Origin of the sequence: Vibrio zhugei (genome assembly GCF_003716875.1) — a bacterium.
Lineage (GTDB): Bacteria > Pseudomonadota > Gammaproteobacteria > Enterobacterales > Vibrionaceae > Vibrio > Vibrio zhugei.
The window spans coordinates 812,462-829,005 of record NZ_CP033077.1 but is presented as its reverse complement, the minus strand read 5'-3'; the positions used below and the strand labels follow the sequence as shown (position 1 = coordinate 829,005).

At 44.6% G+C, this 16,544-nt stretch carries 11 protein-coding genes and 1 riboswitch; of the genes, 4 read left to right on the top strand and 7 right to left on the bottom strand.

Annotation, left to right across the window (positions count from 1 at the left end; genetic code table 11):
- Positions 1-4 precede the first annotated feature (4 nt).
- Positions 5-355, top strand: coding sequence for a phasin family protein (locus EAE30_RS03785; RefSeq protein ID WP_123014744.1), 351 nt, complete (start codon positions 5-7; stop codon positions 353-355).
- A 77-nt stretch (positions 356-432) separates the two neighbouring features.
- Positions 433-2,220 carry a class I poly(R)-hydroxyalkanoic acid synthase gene (gene phaC / locus EAE30_RS03780; protein WP_123014743.1) on the top strand — a complete coding sequence of 596 codons (1,788 nt, stop codon included), beginning with the start codon at positions 433-435 and terminating at the stop codon, positions 2,218-2,220.
- A gap of 109 nt (positions 2,221-2,329) precedes the next feature.
- On the opposite strand, the gene ribB is transcribed toward phaC, so the two are convergent.
- The 6 genes from ribB to EAE30_RS03750 form a co-directional block, all read right to left on the bottom strand.
- Positions 2,330-2,986 (bottom strand): 3,4-dihydroxy-2-butanone-4-phosphate synthase, encoded by a 657-nt coding sequence (gene ribB / locus EAE30_RS03775; RefSeq protein WP_123014742.1) that lies wholly within the window; start codon positions 2,984-2,986, stop codon positions 2,330-2,332.
- Positions 2,987-3,075: 89 nt separating this feature from the next.
- A riboswitch (FMN riboswitch) is annotated at positions 3,076-3,214 on the bottom strand.
- A 198-nt stretch (positions 3,215-3,412) separates the two neighbouring features.
- Positions 3,413-5,302, bottom strand: coding sequence for a methyl-accepting chemotaxis protein (locus tag EAE30_RS03770; RefSeq protein ID WP_123014741.1), 1,890 nt, complete (start codon positions 5,300-5,302; stop codon positions 3,413-3,415).
- Between the two features lie 326 nt (positions 5,303-5,628).
- Positions 5,629-7,128: a sodium/proline symporter PutP gene (gene putP, locus EAE30_RS03765; RefSeq protein WP_123014740.1), complete on the bottom strand. Its 1,500-nt coding sequence runs from the start codon at positions 7,126-7,128 to the stop codon at positions 5,629-5,631.
- A gap of 74 nt (positions 7,129-7,202) precedes the next feature.
- Positions 7,203-7,904, bottom strand: a complete 702-nt coding sequence (locus EAE30_RS03760) for a 1-pyrroline-5-carboxylate dehydrogenase (RefSeq protein WP_123014739.1) — start codon at positions 7,902-7,904, stop codon at positions 7,203-7,205.
- Positions 7,905-7,918: 14 nt separating this feature from the next.
- Positions 7,919-11,038, bottom strand: a complete 3,120-nt coding sequence (gene putA, locus EAE30_RS03755) for a bifunctional proline dehydrogenase/L-glutamate gamma-semialdehyde dehydrogenase PutA (RefSeq protein WP_123014738.1) — start codon at positions 11,036-11,038, stop codon at positions 7,919-7,921.
- 186 nt (positions 11,039-11,224) lie between these two features.
- Positions 11,225-12,034, bottom strand: coding sequence for an AraC family transcriptional regulator (locus tag EAE30_RS03750; RefSeq protein WP_123014737.1), 810 nt, complete (start codon positions 12,032-12,034; stop codon positions 11,225-11,227).
- Positions 12,035-12,482: 448 nt separating this feature from the next.
- Here EAE30_RS03750 and EAE30_RS03745 point away from each other — a divergent pair, with 448 nt between their 5' ends.
- Both EAE30_RS03745 and EAE30_RS03740 read left to right on the top strand, forming a co-directional pair.
- On the top strand, positions 12,483-13,583 hold the full coding sequence (locus tag EAE30_RS03745) for a PEGA domain-containing protein (protein WP_123014736.1): 1,101 nt from the start codon (positions 12,483-12,485) through the stop codon (positions 13,581-13,583).
- Between the two features lie 157 nt (positions 13,584-13,740).
- Positions 13,741-15,564 carry a formylglycine-generating enzyme family protein gene (locus EAE30_RS03740; RefSeq protein ID WP_123014735.1) on the top strand — a complete coding sequence of 608 codons (1,824 nt, stop codon included), beginning with the start codon at positions 13,741-13,743 and terminating at the stop codon, positions 15,562-15,564.
- A 274-nt stretch (positions 15,565-15,838) separates the two neighbouring features.
- Here the strand turns inward: EAE30_RS03740 and pdxH are convergent, their stop codons facing one another.
- Entirely contained in the window at positions 15,839-16,474 is a 636-nt protein-coding gene (gene pdxH, locus EAE30_RS03735; protein ID WP_123014734.1) for a pyridoxamine 5'-phosphate oxidase, read from the bottom strand.
- Positions 16,475-16,544: the final 70 nt, after the last annotated feature.

Below are 16,544 nucleotides of genomic sequence, written 5' to 3'. Positions count from 1 at the left end.
ATCAATGTATACCGAATTCTTTAAAACATTTACCGATCAAGCAGAAAAAGGGCTTGAACCATACGTTAAATTCAACAAATTAATGGCAAAAAATGTAGAAACGTTGACAGAAATGCAACTCAATGCCATCAAAACATACAGTGAAATGGGATTGAGCCAAGTGAAAGCGGCCAGTGAAGTTAAAGATGTCACTACGTTGACCCAGTTCAACAGTGAGCAAATGAGCGCTTTCTCAAAACTGTCTCAACAGATGGTAGAAGACAGCAATAAACTCCAAGCGATCGCGAAAGAGTTTAAAGATGACTTTGACAAACTTTCGACAGAAAACATGAAAACAGTGACTCCAGCTAACTAAGCCATTCTCAACTAAGCTAGAGTCCACGCCGTCGCTGTCAGGCAGACGGCGTATTTTCTGAAGACAGGAGTCTCAACATGTATCAAAACTTCTTTTCGGAGTACTTGGTTAAAGTCCAAGAAGCCAATGCCCATTGGTGGAAAAATTGGGAGGCGAACAAACAAGCACTGAATTCACCGGTCAACAACGCGTTACGAGAAATCAACTTCGATGATACAGCGAAACTGCTAGAGCAGGCAGCCAACCAACCTCAAGCCATTGTAAAGTTACAATCTCAATGGTGGGAGAAACAGTTAGAAATTTGGCAAAATATCTTTCTTGATCCGAGCAACACAAGCTGTGTTGAACCAGAAAAAGGAGATAAACGTTTTGCTGACGAAGCTTGGCAATCGGATGTGGTGTCTAATTTTATTAAACAATCGTATATTTTGTTTAGTAAAACGTATTTAGAGGCCATCGAATCAGTCGAAGGTTTGGATGAAAAAGCCAAAGAACGCTTAATGTTTTTTTCTAGACAAACCATTAATGCACTGTCCCCCTCCAATTTCATTGCCACCAATCCTGAATTACGACAGCTCACCATCGATAAGAATGGTGCCAACCTCATGACAGGGTTAGAACAATTAAAAGAAGATGTAGAATCAAGTGCAGAAATTTTAAAAATTCGCATGACGAATCAGAAGGCATTTCGTATTGGACAAGACATCGCCACAACCCCCGGTGATGTTGTCTATCGCAACGATCTGTTTGAACTGATTCAATATAAACCGATGACAGAACAGGTTAATGCGACCCCTCTGCTTATCGTCCCGCCTTACATCAATAAATACTATATTCTCGATTTAAGAGAAAAGAATTCAATGGTTCGCTGGCTTGTCGAACAAGGGCACACGGTATTTATGATGTCGTGGAGAAACCCTGGTGTTGCACAGCGCGATGTGGAATTTGGTGATTACGTGACCGAAGGGGTCACCAAAGCCGTCAGTGCCATTGAAGACATCACTGGCAAAGAACAAATTAACGCGATTGGGTATTGTATCGGCGGAACGATTTTAGCTTCGACCATTGCCTACTACGCGGCTAAACGGATGAAAAAACGCATCAAGTCAGCGACGTTCCTCACCACTATCCTCGATTTCCAACAACCCGGCGACATCGGTGTATACATCAATAAACCGATTATCGATGCGGTTGAAATTCAAAATGATCTGCGCGGCTACATGGATGGAAGGCTCATGAACGTAACGTTCAGCTTGTTGAGAGAAAATTCACTGTACTGGAATTACTACGTCGAACATTACCTTAAAGGGAATGATCCAGTGGATTTCGATCTGCTTTACTGGAACAGTGATGGCACCAACCTGAGTGCCGCAACCAGCAAATTCATGTTACAAGAGCTCTACCTCAATAATAAGTTAGTACAAAACAAGGGCGTGAAAATTGGTGGCGTTTGGATTGATTTGAAGAAAATCAATATTCCAAGCTACTTTATTTCTACGAAAGAAGATCACATCGCTTTATGGCAAGGGACCTATAAAGGCGCCCTACATATTGGTGGTCAAAAAACCTTTGTGTTAGGACAATCCGGTCATATCGCAGGGATAGTCAATCATCCAGCGAAAAATAAATACGGTTTTTGGCTGAATGAAACGTTAAGTGACGACCCGGACACATGGTTGACTGAAGCGTCGCATGAAGACGGTTCTTGGTGGACACACTGGAACAACTGGGTAGCACAATATGAAGCAGAAGAGAAAGTGGCACCTTACCCTACAGGCTCAGAACAATACCCAAGTTTAATGCCTGCTCCGGGGCGCTACGTGAAAGTAACGCTTCCAGTGGAGACCTCAGAACACGCACAGTGATGAGCGTTCTCTTGAGAAAAGAGCGACATATATGCCGCTCTTTTTCTTTTTTACAGTGTAAATGTGAGCTCAATATGGGGCAGACAAACTCGGTGCATCGGCGCAAAGACTAAGCAAGCTGAGCCATTTTTTGTTGTCGATAAGAAACCAAATCGTCAATCGTCAGGACGGGCATGTCATGCTTACGGCCAAATTGAACGATCTCAGGCGTTGTCGCCATGGTGCCGTCCTCATTGGTGACTTCACAAAGCACCCCGAATGGAGACAACCCCGCCATTTGCATTAAGTCGACCGTTCCTTCTGTATGCCCACGACGCGTCATAACACCACCAGCTCTCGCTCTCAATGGAAACACATGTCCAGGATGACATAAATCTTCAGGTTGTGCGTCTAAACGCCCAGCGGCCTTGATCGTCGTCACTCGGTCTTTCGCAGACACCCCTGTGGTAACACCGTGCTTGGCTTCTATCGAAATGGTGAATGCGGTTTGATTGGCGCTGTCATTGACCGCGACCATTGGCGTTAACTTGAGCTTTGTCGCATGCTCATCACTCATGCAAATACACACAATGCCACTGCATTCACGTATCATGAGTGCCATTTGTGCATCCGTTAAATGATCAACCGAATAGATAAGATCGCCTTCATTTTCACGATGCTCATCGTCTAAAAGTAATACGCCTCGCCCTTGTCGTAATGCGTCTAGTGCATTATCAACGCGAGTAATGGAATCGCCGAAATCGGCAAGTAATGATGACTGATTCATGGTTAAGCTCCTAACGAATACCAGAATCAGGGCATAGAGGGACAAAAAGCAAAAGCCGCACATCGCCCGAAAGCGACATGCAGTCTGTTTATCATTCTCTCTCATCCGGACTATGACCGTCGGCTCTGGACTTTGACCAGATCTGCTGACCTCGACGTATCGAGCGCTCGTGGGCTTACCTTGCGGCCTACCACCGGTGGGGAATTGCGCCCCGCCCTGAGAATAAAAAAATAGAATATCAATGAGCGTTCATGGTAGCGCTTCCTTGCCACGATGAAAAGCCGCTATGCCCTCACTTTTACAGAAAAAACATCGGATTGTGAAAATGTCGATGTGCTCAATAACAACAAAAACCACGCGCTAGATAAATAAAAAAGAGCACCAAAGGTGCTCTTTTTGCTCAATCAAAATCCAGGCAGTGCCTTATTACAACTTAAAGCGAGAAATTTCTTGTTCTAGCTGATTTGCCATATCATGCAGCTCTTTGGCTTTCTCAACGGCGTCTAGCGCATCCGCAGCCAACTGCTCACTCACTTCACGAACCGACTCTGTATTCTCATTGATGTCCGACGTTACAAGTGATTGCTCTTCAGCGGCAGAGGCAATTTGCGTCGCCATATCGCTAATATTGCGAATGGCATCGCTAATCGCTTGCAAGCTTTCCGCGGTTTGATTGACATCATCCACACTGGTTTCAACCAAGTTATGACTATCAGTCATGACCGTCACGGCATTCTTAGTCACATTTTGTAGGCCGGCGATTTTGGTTTGAATTTCTTCAGTAGACGCATGGGTGCGCTGTGAAAGCACTCGCACCTCATCGGCCACAACTGCGAACCCACGGCCCTGTTCGCCAGCGCGCGCCGCTTCAATCGCAGCATTCAATGCTAACAAGTTGGTTTGTTCAGCAATACCACGGATGGTTGATAAAATTGTCGAGATTTCATTCGCGTTTTCTTCAAGCTCACCAATGATCGAGACAGCGCTGGTTAACTCTTTAGCCAGTTGATCAATCGACTGCTTACTTTGTTGCATTTGCTGATAGCTTTGTGCGCCAAGCTCAACCGATTGGTTGGCATTGCTCGCCGTATTGTCCGCATTGCCTGCAATCTCGGACGTGGCCGAGGCCATTTCTGTCACGGCAGTCGCCACCATGGTAATCTCATCCTGCTGACGCTGAATACGTTGACTGCGCTGATTAGCGGCTTCTGCAGAACTATTGGCTCCTTCATTAAGGTGGGTACTCACTTTCTTCACATTGACGACCATACCGTGCAAGCGCCCAATGAACTTATTGAATTTGTCCGCAAGAATGCCAACCTCATCAGAACTCGTCACTTCTAGACGTCGAGTTAAATCACCGTCACCTTCAGCAATATCCGTCAAGGCATTCGTAATGTTAATTAATCCGCGCAGCTGCATGGAGACAAACAACGACGTGATAATTCCCATGACAACCAAAATACCCAGACCGATCAATAGTTGCGTGATCAACATTTTGTGCAAAGGTTGCTCTAATACCGATTTGTCCATCACCATGACGAGATTCCAATCCGTATTCGCAATATCACTCGCCATCAAGACAGAAGAGCGACCATCAATATTTGCAGCCAGTTGCTCTTGGCCTCTTACAGCTTGAGACAGTTTAGTCATTGTTAACTGAGGAGAAATATCGGTGATATTCTTAAGAATCATATCCTTTTTAGGATGAGCCACAATCGTGCCATTATCACTCACCAAAATAGCGTAACCGTTACCGGGGGCTTTTATCGACAATACATCCCTAATAATTTTATCAAGCGCCAAATTCGATGCCGCCACCCCCACAAGTTGACCATTTTCCATCACAGGTTCCGCTAACGTCACAACCAACGCTTGCATGGTGACGCTGACATAAGGCTTCGTCGTCACCGCTTTGCCCTCAGCTTTCGCTAATTTGTACCAGCCACGAACCCGTGGATCGTATCCGGCTTTATTCAGCGATGGATCTTGTCGGTGCATGTCGCCATTTTCTTGGCCATAATACGTTAGGCCAAACGAACCTGATGTATAGGCTTGACGTAAAAAAGGAACGACATCAGCTTGTGGATTGGCAGTAATTTCTCGGGCGAGGCCATGAATGGACGCTTGCTTGGTCTCTATCCAATCACCAATTCCTTTGGCATGGGCAGTCAGCGTATTCAAACTTTCGCTCTCAATATATTGCCATGTCTCGTTCTTAAAAGACTGATAACCCGCGGCTAATAAGGCTCCTGTTGTTAACGTTATCGCGATGACAACAGAGAAAACCATTTTTCTCTTCAAGGTAAGTTGCATCTTTATGCTCCTTGGGGGATTCATTATTGTTTTATATTTATACTTATACTTAGTCGTTTTCACTCATAATTGATGATGAGAATAGATAACTACGCACAGTATATATAGCGGCTAGAAGTGCAGAACATATAACGCGTTAAACAATAATGTGACAAATATCACATTGTAATCCTCATTTTCTAACACTCTCGCCACAATATCTCGCAAAAATCGCTCAATGATGGATTAAACAGAGACCGAAATGGCGTAACGTTTCATCGCCCTAATGAGAAGAGTAAAAAAAGGCCTCGTAATGTACGAGGCCTTTTCAGGAAAATTCACTTTACTTAATCGAGTGTTTCCAATTGATTTAAGTACGTTTTATGTTGTTGAACCACAGACTCATCAGGGCCATTGCCCAGTTTACTGACGACCACAATCACAAGCGTCGATAAAATGAATCCCGGAACAATCTCATACAAATCAAAGATGCCTCCAGTCATTTGTTTCCACCATACGACCGTGACACCGCCAACGACGATACCAGCAAGCGCGCCGTATCGCGTCATACGAGACCAATATAAACTCAACAATAAGGCAGGGCCAAAGGCGGCGCCAAATCCACCCCAAGCGTAAGACACAAGACCGAGTACTGAGCTCTCCGGATCCATGGCTAAACTCAAGGCAATCAGCGAAATGACAATCACGCCAATACGTCCCATCATCACAACTTGTTTTGAAGTGGCTTGCTTATTGAATATTTCTTTATAAAGGTCTTCTGAAAACGCAGATGATGACACCAATAACTGAGAGTCAGCGGTACTCATTATCGCGGCTAAGATTGCCGCCAACAAAATACCGGCAGCAATAGGATGGAACATTGCATTCACAAGCAACATGAACACTTTTTCACCATCTTGTAAGGCAATACCCGGATTATTTTGCACATAAAGCAAACCAACCATCCCGGCCAGCAACGCACCACACATTGAAATGGCAGTCCAAATCACAGCAATACGGCGAGCAGTTTTGATGTCCTTATTTGAACGCGTCGCTTTGAAACGCGCTAGGATATGTGGCTGACCAAAGTAGCCCAATCCCCAAGCGACCAGCGAGATAATCGCAATGGCACCTAACGGTTTACCATCAATAGAATTCCAAAACGTCAACAGCTGTGGATTAATATCGTTCATTTGCGATTGGAAAGAGCTAAAGCCCCCTTCTCCATCTAACGCCACCAATGGAACGGCAACCAACGCCGCAGACATGAGCAAGCCTTGTACCAAATCTGTCCATGCAACGGCTAAGAAGCCACCAAATAAGGTATAAGACACCACACACAAGGTACCAATGACGACGGCGTAGCGATAATCCAACCCAAAGACCGTTTCAAATAACTTACCTCCAGCGACTAAGCCTGCACTGGTATAGAATAAGAAAAATAGCAAAATGAAAAAGGCCGACACGCTCTGGATCAATGATGACTTATCGTTAAAGCGTCGTGCAAAGAACTGTGGCAACGTCAGAGCATCGGTAGTGATGCTGTATGTCCGTAACCGTTTTGCAGCAATCAACCAGTTCAACCACGTTCCGACTAATAGGCCCCCAGCAAGCCATGTTGCTTCAAATCCGGAAGCATAAGCATAACCAGGTAAGCCCAGCAAGAGCCAACCACTCATATCTGAGGCTCCTGCCGATAACGCGGATGGCCAAGGGCCTAGCGAGCGTCCACCTAAAAAATAATCGGTTGAGTTTTTGGTTCGTTGATAAGCGTATAATCCTATCGCTAACATCAGAACCAAATAGACAACGAAAGTGCCTGTGATCGCTATGCTACTTGTATCCATATACAAATCCTCTATGTAACTCACGCTTTTCCCTGTCTTATCCAACTTACGAGGAGACGAGCGGAGTAGTTAATTTAGTGAGCGCTACTACCAAGCTCTAGTAAACTGGCGTTGCCACCCACTGCGGTGATATTGATGGTACGCGTGCGTTCAGTGATAAAACGTAACACTAAGTTCGGATCTCGTGCCCAAGGTAAGGCAACCAAGTCCGTTTCACTCACTAAACTCACAAGCACACCAGAGCGCATTGCAAGCGCGCGATTCAATGTCATTTCCATATCCGTATCACCAATCAATCCAACATTACGCACGTCAGACTCTAATACCGAGTCATAGCTATCCAGTGGTAACGTGATCAACAGATGAGACGGTAACATCGATTGTTCGTAAGTCTCGTTTAATTGATTAAGAAACTCAATGTCATCACTGCAAATAATGACACAATTTCCGGCACTTAACGCAGCCGTGCACTGCGCTATTGTTGCTTTTTGCGCATTGACCCCAACACTTTGTTGGATCAAGAGCGTGACCCCGCGACCGGTTGTATACAATTCGTTCGTTTCTCCGGTCGGCCCAACCAAATGATGAATGTCAGCCACTTTGCTTTCACAGTGCGTTAACTGATACTGCATCACTTGCGCTAACTCGATCCGTTGTGGATAGAGTTTTTGCTGCCAAGATAATAACGCGTCCTTTTTATAGTCGAAACGAGTTTGCTGCCAGTTGTCCCAAGCAGACTCAGCATCTGCAAATCGCGTATTAGGATGTACTACCATCGAAGTTCCCTCTCTTAATCGTACTGTGCTTGAGTAAAGCGATATAAATAATGTGGCCCACCCGCTTTAGGACCGGTTCCTGATAAACCTTGCCCACCAAAGGGTTGCACCCCTACGACAGCTCCGACTTGGTCACGGTTAATGTAACAGTTCCCCACTCGTGCATGCGCTTCGATCCATCGATAGGTCGTTTCATTTCGACTATGTACTCCCAATGTCAACCCGTAACCTGTCTGGTTAATACTATTGAGCACCTGTGGCAACTCACTCGCCTTATAACGAACAATATGCAGTATCGGTCCGAAATGCTCTTCTTGTAACACGTTAATTGAGTCGATTTCAAATGCACACGGTGAAACAAAGTCCCCATTTTGACATTCGTCTGGAATCGTTAACTCGGTAACCAGTGTTTGTGTGGCTTTCATATGCGCAATATGGGCGTTCAATTTATCGCGAGCATTCGCATCAATAACTGGGCCAACATCTGTAGAGTGTTCATAAGGCAGGCCGAGTCGCAACTCATGCATCGCACCTTTAATTAAACTAATGATACGCTCTGCAATGTCCTCTTGAACAAATAACACACGAAGTGCCGAACAACGTTGTCCAGCAGAAGCAAATGCAGAACGCAATGCATCTCTCACCACCTGCTCAGGCAGTGCGGTACTATCCACGATCATGGCGTTCTGTCCGCCAGTTTCGGCGATCATAGGCACAGGTGTTACCTCACGGTTCGCTAACGCTTGATTGATCTTTTGCGCCGTGTTGGTGGACCCCGTAAAGGCCACTCCCGCGATTCGCGCATCAGAGGTCAGCGCTTGACCAATATCCGCACCAATTCCGGTGAGTAATTGAATAACACCATCAGGAAAACCTGACTCTTTCATCAACTCAACAGCACGACATGCAATTAACGAGGTTTGTTCCGCTGGCTTCGCAACAACAGTATTCCCGCTGACCAAAGCCGCTGTAATTTGTCCCAAGAAAATAGCTAACGGGAAGTTCCAAGGACTAATACACGCAATAACCCCTAAGCCGCTTCTCTGATAATTGAACGTTTCTCCAGTAAAATCGGTAAACGTTTTTGCCGAGAAAACATCGGATTGCTTGGCGTAGAAGCGACAAAAATCGACCGCTTCTCGTACTTCATCAATGCTATCGTGAATGGTTTTTCCCGCTTCCATATGACAAAGCGCCACTAACTCAGCTAAGTTGTCTTCTAAGCTATCAGCCAAAGCCTCTAATTTTTCAGCGCGAGCTTGGTAGCCCAATGCTTGCCAATCAGGCAATGCCGCTTGCGCTCCTGCAATAGCCTCGGACACATGATCAAGGGTGGCATAGGAAATATGCCCAACGGTCACGCGCCGATCGAAGGGTGCGGTAACGGCGTCAGACGTATGATCACCCTTGATCATGCTTTCGTCTTGTTTATAGCCATTGATGATCGAGGCTCCAGACCATACATGGCTTAACCATGAGTTAACCAAAGCGTCAAAAGGTGTTGCTTCACTTTCAATATCAATATTGATCCCACGTGAATTACGACGCTGCGGATAGATCTGTGCCGGTAACGCAATGCGATCATTGTGCAATGTTGGCTGTGCCAGTAAGGCATCCACAGGATGCTGGTTCAGTTCTTCGATTGGGCAGCGAGCATCAATCAAGCGATGGACAAAGGAGCTATTAGCCCCATTTTCCAGTAAACGACGCACGAGATACGGCAACAAATCTTTATGACTGCCGACTGGAGCGTAAATACGCACATCTTGTCCATATTTTTTAAGCACTTGATTAAACAATGCTTCACCCATACCGTGTAAGCGCTGAAATTCAAACTCTTTATGAGTGGCCATGACGGCAATAGAACTGACGGTTTGCGCGTTGTGCCCAGCGAACTGAGGATACAAATGACCTTTGACATGATCACTCAATAAGAAGCGTGCGCATGCCAAATAAGACACATCCGTAGCTTCTTTACGGGTAAAGACGGGGTAATTATCATAACCGCTCTGCTGTGACCATTTGATCTCGCTATCCCAGTATGCGCCTTTTACTAACCGCATAGGGATGACATCACCGAGAGATTTTGCCAATGCCGTTAACCAAACCAACACGGGTAACGCACGTTTAGAGTACGCTTGGATCACTAACCCAAATTTCCCCCAACCGCGGACACTTTCATGGCGATAGAGTTTTTCAAATAATAGTAAAGAAAGCTCTAGACGATCCGCTTCTTCAGCGTCAATCGTAATCGCAACATCATGATGGATGGCATGCTTAAGCAACGACAACATGCGTTGATACAATTCATTCATCACGCGATCCGTATTCGCCACTTCATAGCGAGGATGAATGGCGGATAACTTAATGGAGACCGACGCTGGTGGGCTAGTTTTACTATCAGATTGATTACTGCCCACCGCCTCGATAGCCATGAGATAATCTTGATAGTAGGCATTTGAGTCTTCGGACGTTAACGCGGCTTCCCCCAACATATCAAAGGAATAGGTGAAACCTTGCTCGCGCATCGGTTTGCCATTTTTTTGTGCTTCGCTCATTGAACGTCCTAACACAAATTGGTGCCCCATGATTTTCATGGCTTGCTGCATGGCTTTACGAATGACGGGCTCTGATAATTTGTTCACCAAACGGTTTAATGCTTGTTTCGGGCTGGTTTCGTCCGGGTTTTTTAACCCGACGACTTTACCGGTCAACATCAACCCCCAAGTGGACGCATTCACAAACACAGAATCCGAACGATTCAGGTGTGATTTCCAATCGGCGACACTTAAGCGATCTCGAATAAAAGCATCAGCGGTGTCGGTATCAGGAATGCGCATCAAGGCTTCAGCAAGACACATCAGTAAGATACCTTCTTGAGTGTCCAAGCTGTATTCGAGAAGAAGAGCATCGATCATCTGCACGGACCGTTTGTCGTTACGGATCGCAGTAATTAACTCGGCCGTATTGGTACTGATCTGGGACTTTTCTTGCTCAGTCGGTGTTGCGAGGGGTAAAAGTTGTTGTAGCCATTGTGATTCATCCACCATGTACAAAGGTGAAATCTCTGCCCAAAGCTGGTCGAGAGGTTGATCAACCCATTCAGGTTGTAATACATCCATTGCGTTAAACATGCGTTGTTCTCCATGCCCGCTGTTGATTTCCGGAAATTCCGTCTACTAGCTTGGCAGTGTATTTTGAGTCTGAAAAGAATACTTGTGAAAACCTCCGGTTTTTTTGTCAAAAACTTGGCTTATTAACAGATTTGCTACACCACAAAGGAGGAATTATTAACAACTAAGACGTGGGCATACACACGATTATTTGGAGAATTGGGAAGGCGAACACCCGACTTGCCGAGAAAATGTATGACTAAAGACACTCGCGCTGGAAAAACCCGTCGCTTCTGAGATTTGGCTCATCGTTAACCGTCCCTCTTCAAGCAATTGTTTGGCTTTATCTATGCGCTTTTTGACTAAATACTGATAAGGCGTTGTTTTGGTTGCCTGTTTAAACCGCTCGTGAAACTGACTTTCTCCGAGAAATACTGCACCAGCCAGCTGAGCAACGGTAATGGGATACGCCATATTTTTCTCTATGTAACGATCAATGACATCAATATCGAAGCGAGACGCTCGCCACTTTAACTGGAAGGCAGAGACGTGCCGTTGCAAAATGGCGATCAGTGTATCGTTACAGGCACGACTCAACTGCCAGTCATCAGGATAGGCTTGCATTTCACTGGTTAAGATACGAATCAATTTCTGGATCTGTGCATCCAACTGAAAATACATATCGCGTTTCGCCAGTTCATTGAGCTGGGAGATCAGTAGTGGTTCATTATCACTCGGCACACGCATATTAAGCACTAAAATATCGGAGCGCTGACTGATTCCGCCAAACGCATGATCGGCCCCACAGCGCACCACACATCCTTGACCAGGATGAACGATGTTGCCCACCCCATTGACCTCAAATTCCATCAAGCCTGTTAAACCGATAACCACTTGCGTATGTTCATGTTCGTGACAAGCCATTTCAGGTGGTAACCTAACCAACTCTGCGGGCTTTAATGCTGAGGATAAAGGGATAGGATCACTTGACGATGAAGAGGTATACAGGTCATCCATAGCACAACGTTCCTTCGTTATTTCGCGACTGACTGATCAAGTTATCCTCAACGTGTGTCCGATTCAAGTTTAAAATATCATGAACCATCAAAAATGAATCGCAACCCACACAGCCTACTGAAAAAACTGCTATATTCATAAACGAAGATAAAATCTTCAACTCGGAACAATGATCAAGTGCACATTAATTACGGTTAATGTCTATTCAACTCTAAAAATAGGGCGACATATGTAACAAGAAGCTTGCATAATTTATTTAACAGCTCAAAATGAAGAGTGGATATTTATAAAAGATAAAAATCAGTTACCTAGTTTGTTACTACACTTTTATAAACGAAACCAATACGAATAGTTACTATAAGAGTCAGCGTGTTCACTATGCTGTCATAAGATTGTCTTTCCCACTGTTTTCCTTCGGTGGTAAAACGTAGAATTGTTGCAGGGACCTATGATCAAACATCGCATCCCAGCGCTATTACTTGCGCTAAGCCCATTTTGGGCAATAACATCAGTACAAGCTAACGACGTCGACTCCGTCGATCAAGTGGCGAGTATTGATGCAAAACTAACGAACAAACAGAGTGATATCGATACGCTCACGACTGAATATAACGAGCAGGCGAGTCAGCTCCAGCAAAAAAAGAATGAGTTGGCAAAGCTAAAACGCGAAAGCAAAGAACTGCAAACGAAGCAGGAGCGAGCCAAATCAGAGCTGGATAAACAATATCGCCAATTATTAGACGCCCCTGAAACTGACTTGGTCAGCTACCAAAAAGCGTATCAAAAAGCATGGAGTGATGTTAAAGACAACCAATCCGCTCAACTCGATAAGCAACAAACCATTACAGAAAGCGAGATGGAACTCTCTCGTAAAAAACAAAAATTAGCGCGTGTTAAAGCCGAATATTCCAACCTTCAAGAAAGTCGTATTGAAGCGCGAGTGAAACGTTTGGAAACAGAATTGCGTGAAAGTAGCGCGATAGAAACCAGCTATAAAACCAATTGTTCGACCACAATGACATTGGGTGAATGTGCGAGCCAAGGCCATCATTTAACCAAACAGAAAGCTGTTAAAACTTTTCGCAATCAATTATTAAACAAGCTTACTGAATCATCGTTAGCCAAACAAAACCTCAAAGGTGTCGAACTCAATATTACGGTCGAAGATTCGCAAATTGTGCGTAGTGGTTTTGAGGGAAGCAATGATTACTTCACGCAAATTCGTGCTCAAATACAAGCAAAACCAGAGACCGTAGCGGCGTGTAAGCTACTGAATGTATCCTCTCGTTATTGTTTAAAAGGGTCAAGTAAGGCTCAAAAAAGGCAAGATAAGCAATGGGCTACAGTAACATTACGCTCAGATCAGTACGGTGACTCAGTGACCATTAATGGCATCAATTATGGCAGTACACCGATCGAGATCGTATTGCCTATTGGTCGCCATCAGGTGACTATCGCGAAAAAAGGATTTGAAACCTACAACCGAGTCGTCACGATCAATGGCAATGATACGGTTTGGGTGAAACTTCGTCCAAACAAAAAGAACTAATTCTTAAAGTCAGTCAATAGTTATTAATTGATAACTAACACATTTCTTGCTTTAACGTCATTTTGTTACTAAGTTATTGAAAGATGACTTCTTACAAGATGGCGTTTTCGTTTAGAATAGCGAGAATAATTTCATTAGCTAACTGAAGTAGATAATAATGCGATACGGTTTACCCGCTCTGTTATTAGCACTCTCTCCTTCTTTAGTCGTCACGGCGGCTTATGCAGCAGACAATAACGTGTCTTCTGTCAGCGCCATTAATGACGCGCTATTAAATAAAAAGACAGAGTTGCAGGATGCACAAGCAAAGAAACAGACTCAACAGAAGGCTTATCAACATAAGCAGGACGAGCTGCGCCAATTAGAACAGAAAGCCGATGCGCTCAATAAGCAGCTACAAGCGGCAAAACAGGCGTTACATCAAGCTTATGATGAGATGTTAACCAAGCCAAACACCGATATTAGTTCAGTCAAAAGCGCTTATCAAAAAGCATGGTCGCAGGTTAAAGCCAATCAAAAAGAACATTTGAGCGTTCAACAAACGCTGGATGAACTTCACGCCACTATTGAGCAACAAGACCAACACATTCAGCAGCTCGCTGTTGCGCGAGATAAACTAAAAGCACAGAAACGCCAAGCTCGTGCACACCGTTTACAGGGTGAACTAGAGCAAAAGCATGAGCAAAAAATCCGCTTCACGAATCGTTGCAGTCGTAATATGACCATTGCTCAGTGTGCGACCCAAACCAAAGAACTGGGCCTACAAAAAGCGGTGAATCAATACCAGCAATGGTTGGTGAACAACGCGACAGAAACCGATGTGATCAAACAACATGTCAACAATGTGTCGCTGAATATTCATTTGCTTACCCATCGCACGCTGAAATCTGGCTTTAATAACAACAATCAGTATGAAACCGTTATTTCAGCCGAACTCGAAGCTCGTCCAGATAAGGCAGTGGCATGCCAATTACTCGGCTTCAATCAATCAGATTGTGTCGATCCAGAGAAACTGGCGCAATCGCAAAAAAATCAACCTGTTGCTTGGGTCAGTCTAACCGTTCATTCAAACAAATATCACGATCACATTATGGTCGATGACGTGAATTACGGTAGCACGCCAACCGACATCATGCTGCCAGTTGGTGAGCACGAAATTACCATCACCAAAGAAGGCTATCACGACTTTACTAAAACGCTTGATATTCGCTCTAATTACACGTTACGTGCGGTTTTGAAAGAACAGGCCAATATTTTAAAAGCAGGGCACAAATTCGCGGATTCATTGAAAGGTGGCTTAAAAGCCCCAGAAATGATCACCATGATTCCTGGTGAATATTTAGTCGGAGAACACGCAAACCATAAGATCGTCCTTGATCATGCTTTCGCATTGGGAGCGACTCCTGTGACAGTTGGTCAGTTTGAAACTTTCATTAATCAAACGAATTATCAAACGGATGCGGAACTTAAACACTTATGTATCTCAGTGAATGAGACCCAATTTACCCCGCTTTCCGACAGCTACTGGCGTAATCCAGGCTTTAGACAAACGGCTAAACACCCAGTTGCCTGTGTCAGCAAAAACGATGCTCAGGCGTATACCGCTTGGCTCTCCAAGCAAACTGGATTCAAATACCGCCTGCCTAGCACTAACGAATGGGAAATTGCTGCTCGCTCAGGCAGTCAAAGTGACTACTGGTGGGGGGATGAATTTGGTGCCAATCATGCCAATACTGGCTGGTCCGGTAGTCAGTGGTCAAACAAAAGTACCTCACCGGTCAAGTCTTTCGACCCTAATCATTTTGGCTTTTATGATATGGTTGGCAATGTGTGGGAATGGACCAACGATGAGCGAGGAATGGCAAGAGGTGGAGCCTGGAGTTTCTCACCTGACGTAGCAAAAGCGTATAGTCATTTATTCATTGCGCCTGATACTGCCGCAAACTATGTCGGTTTTAGAGTCGTCAGAGAACTGCAATAAGCATAAACAAGCACAAATAAAAAAAGGGAGCATAGCTCCCTTTTTTTATTTTATGTGATACCTGTTGAAACCGAGGCATTGAAAAAAGCATTGTTCGTAATAATTGAGAGAAAACCTAAAAAATATGGCTTTCTATAATTAACCCTAACAGTGATAAAACGAGAAAGGCAAGCATTGGTATGGGTTACACAGTAACATTGCTTAAAATGGCGTAGAGAAAGAAAATGACCATACCAGCGTGGAACCTCAGCCTCTATCACTAAGCTCAACTCAATTAAGGCGCGAGACGGTCAATTATCCATTCATTCCCTTCCCGAGAATATAGAAAACGATCATGCAATCGATTTTCACCTCCCTGCCAAAACTCGATACTGGTTGGTCGAATGCGAAACCCACCCCAGAAACTAGGAACTGGAATATCTCCTTGGGCAAATTTCTTTTTCAATTCTAAAAACGTCGCTTCTAAGACACCACGCGCTGAAATACGACGACTCTGACGACTGGCAATGGCCGCAATTTGACTGTCCTTGGGACGCGAAGTGAAATAACGCATATTTTCTTTAGCCGTCAATTTCTCAGCGACTCCAGTGATATGAACTTGCCGCTCTAATGGATGCCATGGAAAGTGCAAACTGACCCGTTGATTATGTTCTATATGTTGGGCTTTACGACTTCCTAAATTGGTATAAAAAACAAACCCATCCTCTTCCACGTTCTTTAGAAGAACAATACGTTGAAAAGGTTGCCCATGCTCATCAACGGTCGCAACCGTCATGGCCGTTGGGTCCGTCAACTTTGCATCCACAGCCTGAGATAACCATAAGTTAAACTGATCAACAGGGTTTGTTTGTAAGTTATCTCGTCTTAAACCTCCGCGAGTATATTCGCGGCGCATATCTGCAAGTTCCATTTTTACTCCAACTTTGCCTCAGTGTGTTTTCAAGATCCAATAGACATTCCATCCATTGCTTTTAATGAAT

What these genes read in the sequence shown, in the direction of transcription:
- EAE30_RS03785 (WP_123014744.1), top strand. Translation starts at nt 5, where the DNA reads ATGTATACCGAATTCTTTAAAACATTTACCGATCAAGCAGAAAAAGGG.
- phaC (WP_123014743.1), top strand. Translation starts at nt 433, where the DNA reads ATGTATCAAAACTTCTTTTCGGAGTACTTGGTTAAAGTCCAAGAAGCC.
- ribB (WP_123014742.1), bottom strand. Translation starts at nt 2,986, where the DNA reads ATGAATCAGTCATCATTACTTGCCGATTTCGGCGATTCCATTACTCGC.
- EAE30_RS03770 (WP_123014741.1), bottom strand. Translation starts at nt 5,302, where the DNA reads ATGCAACTTACCTTGAAGAGAAAAATGGTTTTCTCTGTTGTCATCGCG.
- putP (WP_123014740.1), bottom strand. Translation starts at nt 7,128, where the DNA reads ATGGATACAAGTAGCATAGCGATCACAGGCACTTTCGTTGTCTATTTG.
- EAE30_RS03760 (WP_123014739.1), bottom strand. Translation starts at nt 7,904, where the DNA reads ATGGTAGTACATCCTAATACGCGATTTGCAGATGCTGAGTCTGCTTGG.
- putA (WP_123014738.1), bottom strand. Translation starts at nt 11,038, where the DNA reads ATGTTTAACGCAATGGATGTATTACAACCTGAATGGGTTGATCAACCT.
- EAE30_RS03750 (WP_123014737.1), bottom strand. Translation starts at nt 12,034, where the DNA reads ATGGATGACCTGTATACCTCTTCATCGTCAAGTGATCCTATCCCTTTA.
- EAE30_RS03745 (WP_123014736.1), top strand. Translation starts at nt 12,483, where the DNA reads ATGATCAAACATCGCATCCCAGCGCTATTACTTGCGCTAAGCCCATTT.
- EAE30_RS03740 (WP_123014735.1), top strand. Translation starts at nt 13,741, where the DNA reads ATGCGATACGGTTTACCCGCTCTGTTATTAGCACTCTCTCCTTCTTTA.
- pdxH (WP_123014734.1), bottom strand. Translation starts at nt 16,474, where the DNA reads ATGGAACTTGCAGATATGCGCCGCGAATATACTCGCGGAGGTTTAAGA.